The organism is Tenacibaculum sp. nBUS_03 (genome assembly GCF_051201695.1).
GTDB lineage: Bacteria > Bacteroidota > Bacteroidia > Flavobacteriales > Flavobacteriaceae > Polaribacter.
Map to the genome: position 1 here is coordinate 259,076 of NZ_CP179214.1, position 15,786 is coordinate 274,861.

Below are 15,786 nucleotides of genomic sequence, written 5' to 3' on the forward strand. Positions count from 1 at the left end.
CACTAACTTTTCGGATTAACACAGAGCCGAATTTTTATATTTTGTTTTTAATTTATCATTTTTTAAAAGCCAAATTAATAATTTGGCGGACTTTATAAATATATACAGACCTTTGATTTAGTTCTTATTGGCCATGTTTTATACACCGCTTAAGTTAGCAATTTATTAAATTAGTTATTTAATCATAAAGAACCAAAGAGTCGAATAAGGTTATGATACACGTAGAGACTATGATTTCGTTAATATTGATAATCCCTACTCTTTTCTATGTTAAATTCGTTCAGTTCTATGAAGCTTTAGACTTCGATTTCAAGTTGTTGAATTCACAATAGAGTGGCTCTTTACAATCCTTTTTTCTTATGAATAAGGATATAAAATATTCAATTAATACTTAATTATTTTCTTGATTATATACATATTATTTTTTAGGTTTAACTTAACCAAATAAACTCCTGTATCAAGCTCTGAAATATTTATTTTTTTGTTATGTCCTTGATAAACAATTACAGACCTAGTATCATAAATTTCAATTGAAGAAAATTCCAAGCTATTAATGTTAAGCACATCTTTGACAGGATTTGGATATAAACTATCTACGTTAGTTGACAATTCTTTAACTGATAAAACATTATCATTTGTTGTAAATGAAACTAATTTCCCGTTATCAGATATAGTGCTGATATTAAATGATTCGGATGTAACAAAATACCTATTATCTTCAATATAAGTTATGGCTTCTGCTTGTTCAAAGCCTAAGCTTGTAAGTAATGTTTGTGTATTAGTACCTGAAAAAACATCATTATTTGTAAAGTTTTCACAAACCCAAATAAAGGGTTGTAATATTGAATTATATCCAATTAAGTATATTTTTTCTGTTGATAGATTATAGGTAGCCCCTGTTATTAATCCTCCGCTTGTTAAAGTTGTTGGTAAAGGGCTTACAGTATATGTACCGCTGTCTTTTGGGATTGAGTAAGCTTTTGTCCTGTCATTAACCCAATTTTTGGTAAACAAAATCAAGTTATTCGTATCAATAGAAACTAAGGCTTCAGCATCCCATTCTGTGTTGTTGGGATTGGGGTTGAAGACTACTTGATCGGAATAGTTAAAGTTTATAATTTCAGCTGTTACATTTATAGAACTTAGGTAATCGCTTTTATTTATTTTATAAATTTTTAAATCAGATCTATCTCCATTGTTGTTACCTATATCGCCAATATATATTGATGTTTCATCTTGTGAAAGATCCTCCCAATCTATATTGTTGGCATTATTAATAGTAACTGTTCTTGTAACTAATCCAGAAATCGTATCTAATTCATAAAGTTTATTGTCATTTCCCGAATCATTATGAGTAATAAGTTTATCATTAAAAAAAATAGCTCCGGATGATTCACTCAATGTTATTGGTAAATCAAACTTTACTTCAACGTTGGCTATTTGAGAGATGACATTGAATGTACTTAAAATAAATGTTGTAACTGTAATTACTTTTTTCATAAATATTTTGACTTAAAACAGCTTTTTGTTAAAAAATCTAAGTGCAATAGGACATATTAATTTAGTTGAATTATATCCTAGTTCATTTTTATTATATTAAAAGTAGACAAATGCTACAGAACTGTCTAGTATAAGAAACGTAGGACAGATGATAGGCGATACGTTTCGGGTTGATACTAAGCCAAATATAATATTTTGCTTTTATCTTTTTTATTGAAAATGCCAAATTTTATAATTGGCTACTTTATAAATAAATGCAGATCTTTGAATTAAACCACAAAAGCCTTATGTTTTCTTATATATTATTAGTAATAGTGCTATTCAATTATAACCTTTAGCAAATAATATGTTAGATAAGTCAGTCCACCACTAAATATAAACCCCATAAAAATCGGTAAAAATATCTCTTTTTCAAATCTTTTTTCTAAGCAAGCAATTTTGGGTTTATTGGGATTAAAATAAACAGTAATAGGTTTTCCAATTAATAGTTTTATATTTTTTTCAGCTTCCAAATAATCAGGGTCTGTTTCGTAGTCGCCATATCGTTTAGGAAACTTAGACATTGGTTTGAATTGTTTCTGATACAACGAGTCAGATGCTAGAGTTTGATTCGACTCATAACTTTTTCCCTCAACGTTATATGAGTAGGTTTTTTTTAGAATAAATTTAAAACTTACAGAATTTTCCGAATCACCTCCAAATTTCATAAATCTAATTTCTGAATTAATAATTTTCCCTACTGTTGGTTTCCATTTTTTGCTTTTTATCATTCTTATTGCGCCTATAAGTCCAGATATGAACAACCAATATGAGAAGTATAAGGATAAAGGGAGAAATATACAAATAAATACAGTTGGAGTGGTATCTAAATTCCAATTTTCAAGGTTTATTTTCATATTTATGTACAACGTTTGGTATATGGCTCGTTGCATGCAAATTAGTGATTATTTTTCGGTTGAGCCACAAGCCATATTTTTAAATTTTACTATTTATCTTTTTGTTGTAAATCGTCAAATTTAAAAATTTGGAGACTTTCCAAACATGCCTTATGTTAGTGTTAATAACTGAAAAACAATGAGTTAAATATGTTATTGGTGGCAGTGTTAATTCCTTGTAATTTCTTTCAAAAATTTCAGAAAGCTCTCTGAGTATAATTCAAATTTCCATTCTCCCGTTCCGTGAACACTTAAGTAAACAGGTACATCATTTTCGTTTACATTATTAACGTCAATACAATAAGGGTCTGAACCTGAATCAGCAATTACAACAAAATTCTTTGGCCATTCGTCAATTGTTTGATTAGTTATAGGATTAAATGAATATCCTTCTTGTCTTTTTATTAATTCGGATGCTCCATATAAATTCAGACCTTGAAAATATACATTTAAAGGCGAAAAGTTTTTAAGAAACAACAAATAATTTTTAGGTAATTTCCATTTTTTCACTACATTTAAAATATCGGTTTCGTTTGCAATAACCAACCAATTAGTTGGATTAGATAAATCTTGATTTTTACTTCGTTCTATTTCAAGTTTTTGATTAAGTTTAGAGACAATTATTTAAAGTTCTGTTTTTGGGTTTTCTAGCGAAAAATGTGTTATCGGTTCAGAATAACCTTTTCCATCTTGATGACCATTTTTGTACCAGTTTTTGACTTCTTCTATTCTCAAGTCCTCTAATTTCCAATATCCTGGGTCTTTGGGTAAACCTCTGTCAAAAGATTGTTTACTATAGATTGAAATACTCTTGATTGATTTCGCACGTGTTTCTGTCTCAAGGTTATCATCTTTTGCAAGTTCAATTAAAGTAGAAAAAGATTTTTTTCCTTTAGTTTTTATTAGTCCATCAGTTCCCCAATAAGTTAATTTTGGCTGAGTTACACACCACTCAAAAAAAATATTATGTTTTGATTCATCTTCATTTACTAGTTCAACTATGTCTGAAAGTAAAAAATTCCGCCAATGTAGAATTTGTCCATTTTTCACGTATTCCGTTAAGATATTCAAAACATATTCTCTGTCTGATGATGAATACTTTTTTAATAGCTTTTTTATTAGTTTAGAAAACTTATTTCCGTCTGTTTCGTTAAATATTTGCTGATTTAATTTATCTAGGCTTTTTTTGTCATATCATGTTTCTGTGTATTGCCACTAACGGTTTGTGTATGGGGAGTAACGGTTTTTTTGTAGGTGGTTTTCAACATACAATATACCTTATTTAAATGAAAAAGGTTAGAATTTAAACTTAAGTCGTTATACTTATACACCACTTAAGTTAGCATTTTATTAAATTAATTATTTGTTGTACACTTTTATTTTATTCTTTTAATTAATATCCCTAAAGCTCTTTCACTAATTACCGCAACAAATTTGTTGTCATTTGATAAGGTTGGTTCATAGTCATAAGCATTAAACAGTTTTGTTTCGGTATTCGTATTTAGGTCTATAATACCCGAAGCAGGTCCTGGTAGTGTTGCAACTAATTTCTGGTCAACTATTGTTAGTCTTGTTGCGAATATTTTTCCAGAGTATTTCTTTTCTAAATCCTTTTTGATAAGGTCAATTGAATATATACCATTTGAAGAGTTAATCAACAATTTCCCCGAATCAATTTGAAGTGCAGTTACTTTAAAATCGAATGTTTTAAACGTGCTTGTTTTTCCAGTTTTAATATTTAACTCTTTTATAATTGAGTCATTGTTATGAGGCACAAACAAAAGTCTTTCGCTATCAATAAAGTCAAATAGATACATTTCTTCTTTAAAGATGGTTTTTGATTCTTTTGTCTTGAAATCATAAATTCTTAGGTCAAAATCTAAGCACTCATATGACTCATTACAGAAGTAAGAACGATAGGCAACTTTATTGCTATTAGGAACAATTACTGGACATTCAACTGTCCTTTCTGTTTCAAAAGTTATCTGTTCTGTTGGATTTTTAGCTAAAGAGTCAAGTAGATATGAAGCCGCATAAAAGCCACTTTGAACCTTTGTCAATTCAAGGTCAGCAATTTTAATTCTGTATAAGTTGTTATTACCAGATTGAGGTGATATATAAACGATATAATCATCATTTATTGACCAATCAACCCAGCTGTCGTGACTTACTCTGGTTATTTGGCAAATATCCTCTTTTCCAAGTTGAGTCAGTCCAATATCTAATTTTAGCTGACTAAATGAGTTTAAGTTAAAAGTTAAAAAGGTGATTATTATTACTAAGTTTTTCATCTATTTTTTAATTGTGTACAACGTATTTGTATATGAAAAGTAGCAGAATAAAATGCTGTATTTTTCAATTTAAATACAAAAATAGCAGAAAAGAACGTACTTTAATTTTATACTTAAACTGCTATTTTTTATATACAGTGTTATAAGCCGTTACGCTTAGTTTCTATCTTTTAATAATTTCTGAACTAAAAATTCAAGTCTTTCGATTTTCTTTTCTTGTTCTTCGACTTTAGAATTTTGTTTTTTCAGTTCTTCAATCTCTTTTTGCTGAATAACTAATTTTTTCTCCTGTTCGATAGTGTATAAAGTCAATTCCTCTATTTTTTGAAGTAACTGAATTTGAAAATCTCCAACGTTAACTCCATTTTTCTCCATTTCTTTTGCGGATGCAATTTCAGGTAAATGCTTTTTTTCTTTAATATGCTTTTCAATTGATTTTAAGGTTGGTAAATCATAATCCGCTTCAAAAACAAAATCAGCTGTTGGTGAAGTTGTTACTTTTATTTCTGTTGCCTCTAATTTTCCTTTAATAGCAGTATTTCCATTAGGTCTGAATAATATCTTATGAGTTCCATTAAAAGCAAATCCAATTCCGTTAGTTTTATGAATATTGATTCCATACCCACTATTGTCAAGAGTTCCAATAGCTGGGTCTGAGGTTACAAACGTATTGGCTACTCTTAATTCATTATCTAATAACATCACTGGAGAAATAATCTCTCCACTTGGCTTTATTATCGTTTTGTGTACTCCATTAAAAGCAAATCCAATTCCGTTAGTTTTATGAATATTGATTCCATATCCACTATTGTCAAGAGTTCCAATAGCTGGGTTTGAGGGCACAAACGTATTGGCTACTCTTAACTCATTACCTATCCAAATTACTGGTGAAATGATCTCTTTTGTAGTTTTTAATTCATTTGCATTTTCCTCAAACTGTTGCGCATTGATACCCAAACTCATTCCCATCATAGCAATGACAGCAATTTTAATTGTTGTTTTCATAATAATTTAAATTTATAATTGTTTTTAATTTGTTTTCTTTTATGGCTTATAACGTCTCTTGTATGTTGCGTTTGCATCCCGCAGGGTGCATATGCACTATACAAATTGTTGTAGGTAGTTTTTATTGTTATTCATAATCTCTTTGCCACGTAATTTCATTATTCTCGTGAAATATTGGGCATAGAATTTTAACTATTTCCTCTTTCTCGTTTTTTAGTCGCCATTCCGAACTATTAATCAAATCAAGGAATTTGGATTCTTCGTTACACATTTTATTATAGTTTTCCTCATCACCATTCTCTAGATACTTACTTGATTCAATTGAATGTTTAATAAAATTTGAGAGATGTGTATTATTTGTTTTTCCGTCATAATTGAATTTGAATCGGATATTACCTGAGCTTCGCATGTCCCAGTTTGTTTCCGTCAATTCTCCGATTTCAATATCTTTCCAGAATAAATTCATACTTTTTATTTTGGGAATTCAACTTTAATAATCTCTGCTTCTCCAATTTTATTTGGTCCTTCGTGAATCCACCATTTTCTTCCGATATCCATATATTCATCAATCGGTTGTCTCGATAAAAATCGGACTAAAACTTCTTTAGTTTCTCCAGGCATAATCCATTCATTCTGGTCAAATTGAATATCTCCCATATATGCATATTTGAATTGTCCATTAGTTTGGTATTCAAAAACGTGGTTTGGTCTGTATCCACTTTTTATCCCAGTTTTTCTTCCACCATTTTCTGTCGAAATGATTTTTAATTTTGCTTTAACGTGAATCAATTCAGGTGTTTCGTCAAGGTCAAAATCAGTAATGCTATAATCAGTATATTTTCCGAAAGCGTGAGTGTCAAAAACTTTTCCGTAGCCTAAATTAAGCCATCTTTTGTAAATCAATTTTCCATTGAAGTACAGGTAAAGTTCATTGTCGTCTTTTATTTCCTTTCGTATTATCACAGTTCATTTAAATTACCTACAACGGTTAGTATAAGAATAGTAGCCGATTGCTAGTCACTTTCCTGTAAAGTTACAAGAAAGTTGAAGCGGGCTACATCCATTGAATTTACAGCTGTCAAGGCTATTATTTTTATACATCTTAAGTTAGCATTTTATTAAATTAGTTATTTAATCATAAAGAACCAAAGAGTGGAATAAGGTTATGTTATACACAGAGACTATGATCTCGTCAACATTGATAATCCCTACTCTTTTCTATGTTAAATTCGTTCAGTTCTATGAAGCTTTAGACTTCGATTTCAAGTTGTTGAATTCACAATAGAGTGGCTCTTTACAATCCTTTTTTCTTATGAATAAAGATATAAAATATTTAGGAATAGACATTAGTAAAGACGTCTTTGATGTATGCGACAATAACAAAGCCCATTATCAGTTTACCAATAGCAGTTCAGGCTTTAAAAAGTTTTTAAAATTATTAGCTACAAATTCCACTTGCGTTATGGAAGCCACAGGGTATTACCATAGTCGTTTAGCATATTTTTTACTTGAAGCAGGTATCGGAGTTTGTGTGGTTAATCCTTTGAAAATTAAGCGCTATATCCAAATGAATCTATCGAAAATAAAAACTGATAAGAGTGATGCAAAAATGATTCAGCAATATGCAAAAGATTGCGAACCTAAACTGTGGACTGGGCAATCAAAAAAACAACAAGAAAACTTACAAGTAACTCGTATGCTCAGTATTTACAGTAAACAGAGCACACAATTAAAAAATAAAATACATGGAGAAGAAGTATTAGGTACTCCGGCAAAAGGCGTGGTTAGATCTATTAAAAGGAGTTTGAAAAACCTAGAAAAGGAGATTGAGGTTTTAGAAAAGGCATTGCTCGAAAATGTAAAAAAAGAATACCAAGAATCATTAACTTTACTAAAAAGCATTCCTGGAATAGGTAATAAAACAGCTTTAATGTTACTAGTTCTTACCGATGGATTTCAGCGTTTTCAAAGTGCTAAAGAGTTATGTAGTTATGCTGGACTGACTCCAATAATAAGACAAAGTGGAACTAGTGTTAAAGGACGACCAAGAATTAGTAAAATGGAAAATCCAAAACTGAGAAATTTACTTTTTATGTGCAGTTTTAATGCTTGCAAATACAACCAAGCTTGTAAAGCACTTTATGATAGAATTGTTGCCAAAGGTAAGAGTAAAAAACTTGCTTTAATAGCAGTGTGTAACAAACTATTAAAACAAGCTTTTTCAATTGTTAAAAACGGGGTTCCCTTCAATAGAGAGTACAAAAGTACTTTGGTTATAAATTAAAGGGGTTTTATTTGGTTTTTACCTCAGTTCTTTGTTGTGGTGCGTTTTTTTGTCCAATTTTTAAATTCAAATTCTACGTTTACCTCTTGAATTCCGTGAATTTTTTCTTTAAAATCAATATTTGTATCATACTCTATTCCATATAGTTTGAGAAACTCGTCTATTTCATATTTATCATATTCGGCATTATAAAGTTTCCTTCTATGTTTATTCAATATATTATATGCTATTCCTAAAATGGAAATTCCGCCTCCAAAAAACATATAAGTAACCTGTAAACCATAAACACTCAATTTAGTAGATTTAAAGAGATAAACTCCTCCAGTTATTAGAAGAAATCCAATTATTATAAAAAGGTAAAACTTTGTGTGAACTGATTTTTTCTCCTTTTTTCTGTTTTCTAATTCAAGATTTAGATATTCGAGTTTTTCTTGAAATTTTTCATTCAGATTAATTTTTGAGCAAGTGTTTTTAAAATTAGGTTTTCTATTCGTTAAACTACAAGTCAAACCATTTTTCAAGCTTGTTTGTTCATTTTCACATAAATCGCAATGTTTTGAATAATTCATTTAGTCTTATTTCATTTCAATCTTTAATGCATTTTTGCATATTGTTGTAGTGTCGTTTTAGTATTTTAAATTATCAAGTTCATGTTTAAAAAATGTTTCAAATTTCCTCTTAATACTTAATCTGTTTTGCTTGATTAAATCAAAAATTAAGTCTTTAATTGTTAATACTCTAGTATCGATTTTTGGTTTTTCATTTAAATGAAACAAAGAATACAAACTCAATTTCCTTGTCTCACTAACTGGCATAGGAAGCTGATTTTTTATTGCTTTATAAATTTTAAGTCTGTCCGCTTGGTTAAATTTTTTGTCCAAAAATGACTCACTTGATAATTCGTTTTCAAATAGATTTTGCATTTTCAGTGAATTTAAGATTCTAGATTTGAAAAATACGTATGCAATATCATTACGTAAAATAACATTATTATGAATAAGCTCTAACTTTTTGTTATCTAAAGGAAAACTAAAACTGTGTTTTTTTTCTAGTTCTTCAGTGTTTTCTGGATAAGTTCTCATCTATTATAATCTTCTTAGCATCTTATTTTTAATGCACTACAACGTTTTGGCTAAGCTGCGTTTTAATGCAGTTTAGGTGGTGTTGTAGCTAGTTTTTCTTCATTTTAAGAACAAATGGAGATTCGGTCATAGTAAAAAATACTCCTCCTTCTTTTCTTAAAACTTTTATTCCCATTAATTCGTATTTATCCTTATCCTTGTCTTTATATTTTATTTCCTGAATCATTATGTATGATTCGCTTTTGAATTTCCAATGAGTATTATTCATCATGTTCCTCAATTCAGGGAAATCAATATTTAAATTAAAGATATGATTACTCTTAAACTCAAAAGTTGAGTTTTTAAATGCTTTAATCAATACGTCCATCTTTTGTTGCTGATTTTTTTTGGGCATTTTGGGAATATTACCAACAATTTTTTCAACTCGCCACTTTCCTATTAACTCAGTCTCTTTAATGCTTTGAGAAAAACATATTAAATTAACAAAAAGTAAAAATAAAGTTATATTGTATTTCATAATCAGTTTTAATTAGCTACAACGTTTTGGCTAAACTGCGTTTTAATGCAGTTTAGGTGGTGTTGTGTTTAGTGGTTTCAGTTCAGTTTTAATTCTGGTATTCTATGGTCTATGATAATCTTTTCTTCAGGAGAAGTTATTACCTCAATTTTGTCATTTTTGTAATCTAAATTGATTTTAGTTTCGTGTTTATTCACTTTTTTAAACAAATCATCTTTGGTCTTTATGTTTTCAACATCCAAATATATCTCGGAGTAATTTGTATCAAGTTCAATCAAAGCATACCTCTTTTTTTCTTTAAAAAATAGGATGAATTCTCTTTTCCCTATAAATCTATTAGTATATCCTAAAAACTTCTTAAAAATACTGTCATTTCCGAATAAGGATTGGGTTTCATATTTAAAAGGAAAATTTTTATTAACAAAATGTACATTTAATGGTTTTAGTTCAATCTTGTTTTTCTTTCCTAAATAATAAATATTAGTAAAAAACAAAGTATCGGCTTTGACCATTGCTTTTTGTTTTTCTATTATTTTTTTTGTTATTTTTCTAGTTGCTTCACTGGCCTTATTCCAATAAAATTTTGACTCCTCAGTCATTGAAAATGTATCTATTATTTGGAAATTTTTCTTAATTTCTAAATTATCAATTTTTATATATTCAGATTTTTGAGAAAAAGAATAAAAACAAATTTTTAGTAATAAAATTAAAGTTTTTTTTCATTAGCTATGGATTTTTTCATAGAACACAACGTTTTGTGTATGATTAGTTGCGATTTTTTTTCCAAATGTAGCTAAAAATTATTGATGTTCAGTTTCAGCGAATACTTTCTAAAGTCACCTATAGTCAGCAATTAATTATACATTTTGTTGTGTGTAGTGATTTTTTAATCGAAAGCATCTCCAATTTTCTCAAAATCTCTTTCATTCCAATACCAAGTTTCTCCTTTTCCTCTGCTGTTGTATAAGTTCCAAAGTAACTCCGTAAAACTGTTTGCTACGATTTCAGACATTCTTTCCTCACCGTGAGTTGATAAATAACTATCGTAACATTTTCCAAAATTTTGGTCTGTCAAGTCAATACTAATATATTGGGCTAATTCTGGACTTTTTGCAATTAAAAACCATTCATTCGTTATATCTTCTTCAAGTTCTTCCCAAATTACATCATCTTCTGGATAAAGATATTTGTTAGTGGAAATAAATTCCTCTTTTCCAACTATTTTTACTCCAAAAGCTTCCCTTTCAAATAAACTAACTCCATTAGTTAGTCTAAAAAATAAATCTAAATCATTTGGAATTTTTCTGTCGATAATTATTTCTGCATTCGGTTTAAGAATTTTACAATTTGAATGCTTTGAAATTAATTCGATAAGTTCTTTTAATTTTTCCATTTCTAATATTACACACAACGTTCCGGCTAAAAAGCGTTGCTGTCCCATAGGGCAGCTATGATTTTTTAGCCATTGTTAGCTTTTCGTTTTTTATTCTTTCGCTTATTCTAAAATCATCTAGTTTTTCAGAATATACCAAGTTGTCATTTTTCACGTAATGATAAACCCTTTGAAACAGTTCTAGACATTCGCTTAAATATTCTTCTTCTATTTCCTTATTTATATCTTTTTCTAAATAGTCTAGACATCTTTTTAGAAATACTATTGTGCCATCAAATTGCTTTCCCTGAAATAAGGATATTGCGTGATTGACGTATGTCGCAAATTCATACTCGGGAATATTTCTTCGAAAATATCTTTGAGGAACAGTTTTGTTTATTCGCTCAATATGATAATCAATATTCAGATTTACTGGCGTCCAGTCAAAAATCAAAAATTCGTCCAAATGCTCTCCCTCTAAATCAGTCCATTCTTCATAGTACCCAACAGGAACATCATAGTTCGGTCCATAAAGCTTTTTGGAGTAGATTTTAATCTTTGTTACAATTTTACAATTGTCATTTTGGTCAACTTGAAATTCAAATCTTCCAAATTCATAAATCAAGTCTTCTCTATTATTACCTTCCAAGAAATCTATACCGATTTCATTATCGGATTCAATGCATGAATCCATTACTTCATCTATAGAGGCTAAAGCCTTCTCCTTCAGAGAATATTTTTTAGCAAATTCTAATATTTGATTTTGAATATCCATTTTATATGAAAGCTAACGTTCTGTGTATGGTTAGTTGCAAATTTTTCACCAAAAATAAATAAAAATTATTGACCTTGGATTTTGGAAAGCACTTTCTAAAATAGCCCAAACTCAGCAATTAATTATACATTTTGTTAGCAACTGATTTTTTCCTGCAAAGAGTTATATCTCCATTATTGTCTGGATATAATACCTCGAGCCAAATTGTCCTGCTGTTTTTATGAGCTAGCAATGTCCAGGAATTACCTGTTTTACAATCTGTAAATATTAGATAGTTTGAAGGGAATTTGATTAATTTTTCATCAAGCGATATTTTTTCAATATCATTTAAAAGTCGCATTTCAAGGTCATCTAAATGTAGCCGCGACATATTATTTGCTTTACAAAATTTTTCAAAAATTTTTTTAGAAGTTCGAAATTTCAAAATCATTCCCCATTCGTGATTGTTATAAAACTCTTTATTTTCAATACTATCTGGTATTTGGATTCCAGTAGTTTCTGACATCCATTTTAAAGACTCTGAGTTGTTTTCTTTGAGGTTCCTACAGCTTAAGATGGATAGCATAATCAAGAGAATAAAAGCACGCCGAAAAGCGGAGTTTGAAATATTAAATGTCATTCTTCAATTTTATTGTTGCTAACGTTTTGTGTAAATATAGTTGAGTGATTAATAACAAACTTAATAAAAATACCAAGAACCAGAGGATAAACCGCAGGACTTTCCTAGTAGGATAGAACTAATCAATTATTTTTACACTTTGTTAGCAAACGTTTTTTATAATTGTTCTTTAAATATTTTTTCAATAAGATTATTAAAATCCGTAGCAATGATTTCTAAATCGCTAATTTTCTCATTACCTAAGGATGTATTCCATAAATAAATTGGAGAATTTAAATTTTCTGTATCCATACAGAAATAGTCTCCACAGGTCGCATCTCCAATTAAAAGAAGTTTAGGATTTAAACCATAATTATTTCTGTCGTCCATATTTCTCCATAAGATATTTAGAACAGCTCCATTCTGATAGTCTACGTTTGGATATGCACCAAAGAAATCAAATCCATTTATATTTCCGGAACCATAAATTTCAATAAAGTCACGATAATTTCTCGGAAGATTTATTCCAAGTAATTTTTCAATATTATCAATTACATCTGAGTCAATTTTTCCATTAAATCTACAATTATCAATATTTTGTTGGATGGTCATTTTTAATGTTTGCTAACGGACTTGTGTATGGAACGTAGCTCGCAAAAAGACACTAACTTTTCGAATTAACACAGAGCCGAATTTTTTTATTTTGTTTTTCATTTTCTCTTTTTAGAACCCAAATTAAAAATTTGGCGGAATTTCTAAATGTACACAAATCCTTCAGTTAAGCACTTATTAGCTATGTTTTATACACCGTGTTGTAAGTAGTTGTTTGTCCTGCGTTACTTGGGGATACAAGATATGATAAGTTCATTGACAAAACAAGTAACATAACTGTAATTGAGATGAGAATCTCACAAATTTCCAGAAACGACCCTAGCATTTGTTTTGGGAGGAAGCACGAAAGGAAATGGTGAGTATTGGTCTCTCGGCTGGGGAGTATAGGCAGTCAGTCAAACCGCCTTATGGGGCTTGCCTTTCACAGGTTGGTCTTGAGCGATAAGGTTAAAGGCGCTACTGCCGTTTGTATGGTAAGTATATAGCTATGGTGGGAGTAAAGAAGCTGAAAGTGATGAGATTGAACCCTTGTAGAAGTGTCGTAAACAACTTTAGTATTGTCAAAATTGAGGGATGGGCGGTCTTGCGAGATAGAACTTGACAGGTGTAACCTATTTTACTGGTCAAGTGGCAATCGGCATAAAGAGGACAGGAGCTTTACTTACAGCTCAATTATGGAACAGGAGAAACTTCTTTTGTGGTATTAAGGAAGAACGGCATAATCCCGAAGGGCAAGCAAAGAGTACCAATACGCATAAGGAGAGGCGGACTAACTCGTAGTAGCGATTTGTATCTAAGAGATGTCTTTTGAAAATTAGACGTAGCGAAGGGGTTAGCAAGACCAATAATGGTTTAATTCACAACTCTACGGAGGAAGATTTGGTTAAATCAGCGAAGCATCGAGGGATATTTAGGTGCTTCGGTCTTGAAGAGCCGTATGATGGGAGACTATCACGTACGGTTCTGTGAGAGGTTTAGGGGTGAGACTCCCCTTTACCTACTCGACTTCATTCAATTTTCTCATTAAATTCCTTTAATAATTGATAAACAATTTGTTCATTATTTTCATTTATTCTTCTTGCCCAAAATGAATAAACGTGAAAAACAAACCTTTCCCATTCGTAATATATTTCTTTATTTGATGTATTTATATTTTCTTTCACAAAGAGTTCTTTTAATTTATCAGTTACCATTGTATTAGCAAAATTAACGTGTTTACCACCATCAAGAGAAGAATCATTTTTTTGTGATAATTTATATAATTCGTTAAAACCATCTTGATTATTTGAACTTTCTTCATAAGATAAAATCAAACACTTGACATATAATTTTAAGCCACTATTTTTATAGAATAGGTGTTTGTTTTTAAAATAAGAAAAAATTAAATTTTTAATTTTTGAATTAAAGAATAGTTCAATGTTTTTTGAAGACCTGTCAAATCGACTTAAAATATATTTTGAATAAGAATCTTTGTCTACAGAAGAGAAATCGGCTATCTCATAATTTTTCCTAGGGAATGAAAATCCTTCATCTACTGAATTATGAAAATTGCGCTGAACGCTTTCATCATCATAAGGGCTTGGGTTCTCTATTTGATACATTATATGTTCGAAAATAGATTTCTTATTTAATGAAAACTCTATTAATTGTTCAAAGTTTTCCAATTTTGTTTTAAGTATATCCAATTCAGACGTTAATTCCGAATTTATGATACTCATTGAATCTTTTTGAGTGTCTAGTAATGCTTGTAATTCATTTATTTTATTCTGAAATATTTTTTTGTCATCAACTTTTTTTTGGCAAGAAATCATAAAAATGAAAGTTATGAATAATATTTTCTTCATCATATTTTAATATTTACTAGTCCTAATTTTGTTTAAATATCGACTAATGTCAAATTTTGTTCTTAAAACATCCTCAAAATTTCCTCCGTTAGCTTAAGGAATTAATCGGTTCCAAATGTAAGGAATTACTTACAACGTATTTGTGTATGATTGGTTGCGCAATTTTAGTGTAAAAATAATTAAAATATATGAAATTAATTGTCTGCGAGATTTGTCCGAAGGAGCAAATCCGTAAGCAATTAATTATACATTTTGTTGTACACAGTTTTTAATTCACCTTTTTTAATTAATTCAATTAGTTTGCATTTTTCTTTTGATTCAGTATGTTTAATAGACTCATTTCCAATTGCTAAATAATTATAAAGAATATATTTTCTAGTAGAATCAGTTTTTATTTCAAAAATACTTTCTCCATATTCATTTATAGTGATTTTCTCCGAACTTTTATAGAACCAATTTATTTGCCTTAATTTTCCGTTTACATCTTTTAAATATACTCGATAATTGGATTTGTCCAATTCCAATTTTTTGGGATAAAAAGCAATTCCGTTTTTATCAAAGATAATTTGTTCACGTTTATGTTTTTTCTCAAAGCTCTGTCCAAAATCAATATTATCTATTATAATAACTTTTCCACTAAAATCTGATGGTAAAATTAAATCTACTTTTTGTTTGTCAGAATAGTATAAAGAGATTGAAGATGCTAGATTATATGAAGGATAAAACAAAATTAAAGGAACTAAAATCCAAAGTAATTTATGTTTAATTTTTAGTTTTCCAAATAGAAGTAAAATCGCACCAACAATATAAATCGGAAATCCAATTATAAATCCAAAAAGAACAAAAAATGGAATTAAAAATCCAATAACCATTAATCCTATTCCAATTTTGTCAATTTTGCTCATTTTTTAAATTCTGTTCGGATTTTGCTCAAATTGTGTACAACGGTTTGGCTAAGCTGCGTTTTAATG

The 15,786-nt window shown here is 29.4% G+C and carries 19 protein-coding genes; 1 reads left to right on the top strand and 18 read right to left on the bottom strand.

Annotated features, from left to right (window positions below; translation table 11 throughout):
* Positions 1–384: 384 nt before the first annotated feature.
* From ACMFBB_RS01135 to ACMFBB_RS01170, 8 genes are all read right to left on the bottom strand, one after another.
* The gene (locus ACMFBB_RS01135; RefSeq protein WP_435262639.1) at positions 385–1,500 is read right to left on the bottom strand and encodes a T9SS type A sorting domain-containing protein; all 1,116 of its coding nucleotides are present in this window, start codon (positions 1,498–1,500) and stop codon (positions 385–387) included.
* Positions 1,501–1,817: 317 nt separating this feature from the next.
* Positions 1,818–2,396, bottom strand: a complete 579-nt coding sequence (locus ACMFBB_RS01140; RefSeq protein ID WP_435262640.1) for a DUF3592 domain-containing protein — start codon at positions 2,394–2,396, stop codon at positions 1,818–1,820.
* A 207-nt stretch (positions 2,397–2,603) separates the two neighbouring features.
* Positions 2,604–2,981, bottom strand: coding sequence for an SMI1/KNR4 family protein (locus ACMFBB_RS01145; RefSeq protein WP_435262641.1), 378 nt, complete (start codon positions 2,979–2,981; stop codon positions 2,604–2,606).
* Between the two features lie 78 nt (positions 2,982–3,059).
* Positions 3,060–3,485: a hypothetical protein gene (locus ACMFBB_RS01150; RefSeq protein WP_435262642.1), complete on the bottom strand. Its 426-nt coding sequence runs from the start codon at positions 3,483–3,485 to the stop codon at positions 3,060–3,062.
* Positions 3,486–3,811: 326 nt separating this feature from the next.
* On the bottom strand, positions 3,812–4,726 hold the full coding sequence (locus ACMFBB_RS01155; RefSeq protein WP_435262643.1) for a hypothetical protein: 915 nt from the start codon (positions 4,724–4,726) through the stop codon (positions 3,812–3,814).
* A gap of 156 nt (positions 4,727–4,882) precedes the next feature.
* A complete protein-coding gene (locus tag ACMFBB_RS01160; protein WP_435262644.1) occupies positions 4,883–5,731 on the bottom strand; it encodes a hypothetical protein in 849 nt (282 codons plus the stop codon).
* A 127-nt stretch (positions 5,732–5,858) separates the two neighbouring features.
* Positions 5,859–6,197 (bottom strand): hypothetical protein, encoded by a 339-nt coding sequence (locus ACMFBB_RS01165; protein ID WP_435262645.1) that lies wholly within the window; start codon positions 6,195–6,197, stop codon positions 5,859–5,861.
* A 5-nt stretch (positions 6,198–6,202) separates the two neighbouring features.
* On the bottom strand, positions 6,203–6,694 hold the full coding sequence (locus ACMFBB_RS01170; protein WP_435262646.1) for a hypothetical protein: 492 nt from the start codon (positions 6,692–6,694) through the stop codon (positions 6,203–6,205).
* Positions 6,695–7,043: 349 nt separating this feature from the next.
* On the opposite strand from ACMFBB_RS01170, the gene ACMFBB_RS01175 reads away from it, so the two are divergent.
* Positions 7,044–8,015, top strand: a complete 972-nt coding sequence (locus ACMFBB_RS01175; RefSeq protein ID WP_435262647.1) for an IS110 family transposase — start codon at positions 7,044–7,046, stop codon at positions 8,013–8,015.
* A 23-nt stretch (positions 8,016–8,038) separates the two neighbouring features.
* Here the strand turns inward: ACMFBB_RS01175 and ACMFBB_RS01180 are convergent, their stop codons facing one another.
* The 10 genes from ACMFBB_RS01180 to ACMFBB_RS01225 form a co-directional block, all read right to left on the bottom strand.
* Positions 8,039–8,584, bottom strand: a complete 546-nt coding sequence (locus tag ACMFBB_RS01180) for a hypothetical protein (protein ID WP_435262648.1) — start codon at positions 8,582–8,584, stop codon at positions 8,039–8,041.
* Positions 8,585–8,641: 57 nt separating this feature from the next.
* On the bottom strand, positions 8,642–9,097 hold the full coding sequence (locus tag ACMFBB_RS01185; RefSeq protein WP_435262649.1) for a hypothetical protein: 456 nt from the start codon (positions 9,095–9,097) through the stop codon (positions 8,642–8,644).
* An 88-nt stretch (positions 9,098–9,185) separates the two neighbouring features.
* Positions 9,186–9,614, bottom strand: a complete 429-nt coding sequence (locus ACMFBB_RS01190) for a hypothetical protein (protein ID WP_435262650.1) — start codon at positions 9,612–9,614, stop codon at positions 9,186–9,188.
* A 77-nt stretch (positions 9,615–9,691) separates the two neighbouring features.
* Positions 9,692–10,213: a hypothetical protein gene (locus ACMFBB_RS01195; RefSeq protein WP_435262651.1), complete on the bottom strand. Its 522-nt coding sequence runs from the start codon at positions 10,211–10,213 to the stop codon at positions 9,692–9,694.
* 287 nt (positions 10,214–10,500) lie between these two features.
* Positions 10,501–11,055, bottom strand: a complete 555-nt coding sequence (locus tag ACMFBB_RS01200; RefSeq protein WP_435262652.1) for a hypothetical protein — start codon at positions 11,053–11,055, stop codon at positions 10,501–10,503.
* A 7-nt stretch (positions 11,056–11,062) separates the two neighbouring features.
* Complete coding sequence (locus ACMFBB_RS01205) at positions 11,063–11,761, bottom strand: hypothetical protein (RefSeq protein WP_435262653.1); 699 nt, start codon at positions 11,759–11,761, stop codon at positions 11,063–11,065.
* A gap of 118 nt (positions 11,762–11,879) precedes the next feature.
* Positions 11,880–12,326, bottom strand: a complete 447-nt coding sequence (locus ACMFBB_RS01210; protein WP_435262654.1) for a hypothetical protein — start codon at positions 12,324–12,326, stop codon at positions 11,880–11,882.
* Positions 12,327–12,536: 210 nt separating this feature from the next.
* A complete protein-coding gene (locus ACMFBB_RS01215; RefSeq protein WP_435262655.1) occupies positions 12,537–12,971 on the bottom strand; it encodes an SMI1/KNR4 family protein in 435 nt (144 codons plus the stop codon).
* Between the two features lie 1,007 nt (positions 12,972–13,978).
* Positions 13,979–14,818, bottom strand: a complete 840-nt coding sequence (locus tag ACMFBB_RS01220; protein ID WP_435262656.1) for a hypothetical protein — start codon at positions 14,816–14,818, stop codon at positions 13,979–13,981.
* A gap of 236 nt (positions 14,819–15,054) precedes the next feature.
* The gene (locus tag ACMFBB_RS01225; RefSeq protein WP_435262657.1) at positions 15,055–15,720 is read right to left on the bottom strand and encodes a hypothetical protein; all 666 of its coding nucleotides are present in this window, start codon (positions 15,718–15,720) and stop codon (positions 15,055–15,057) included.
* Between the last annotated feature and the right edge of the window lie 66 nt (positions 15,721–15,786).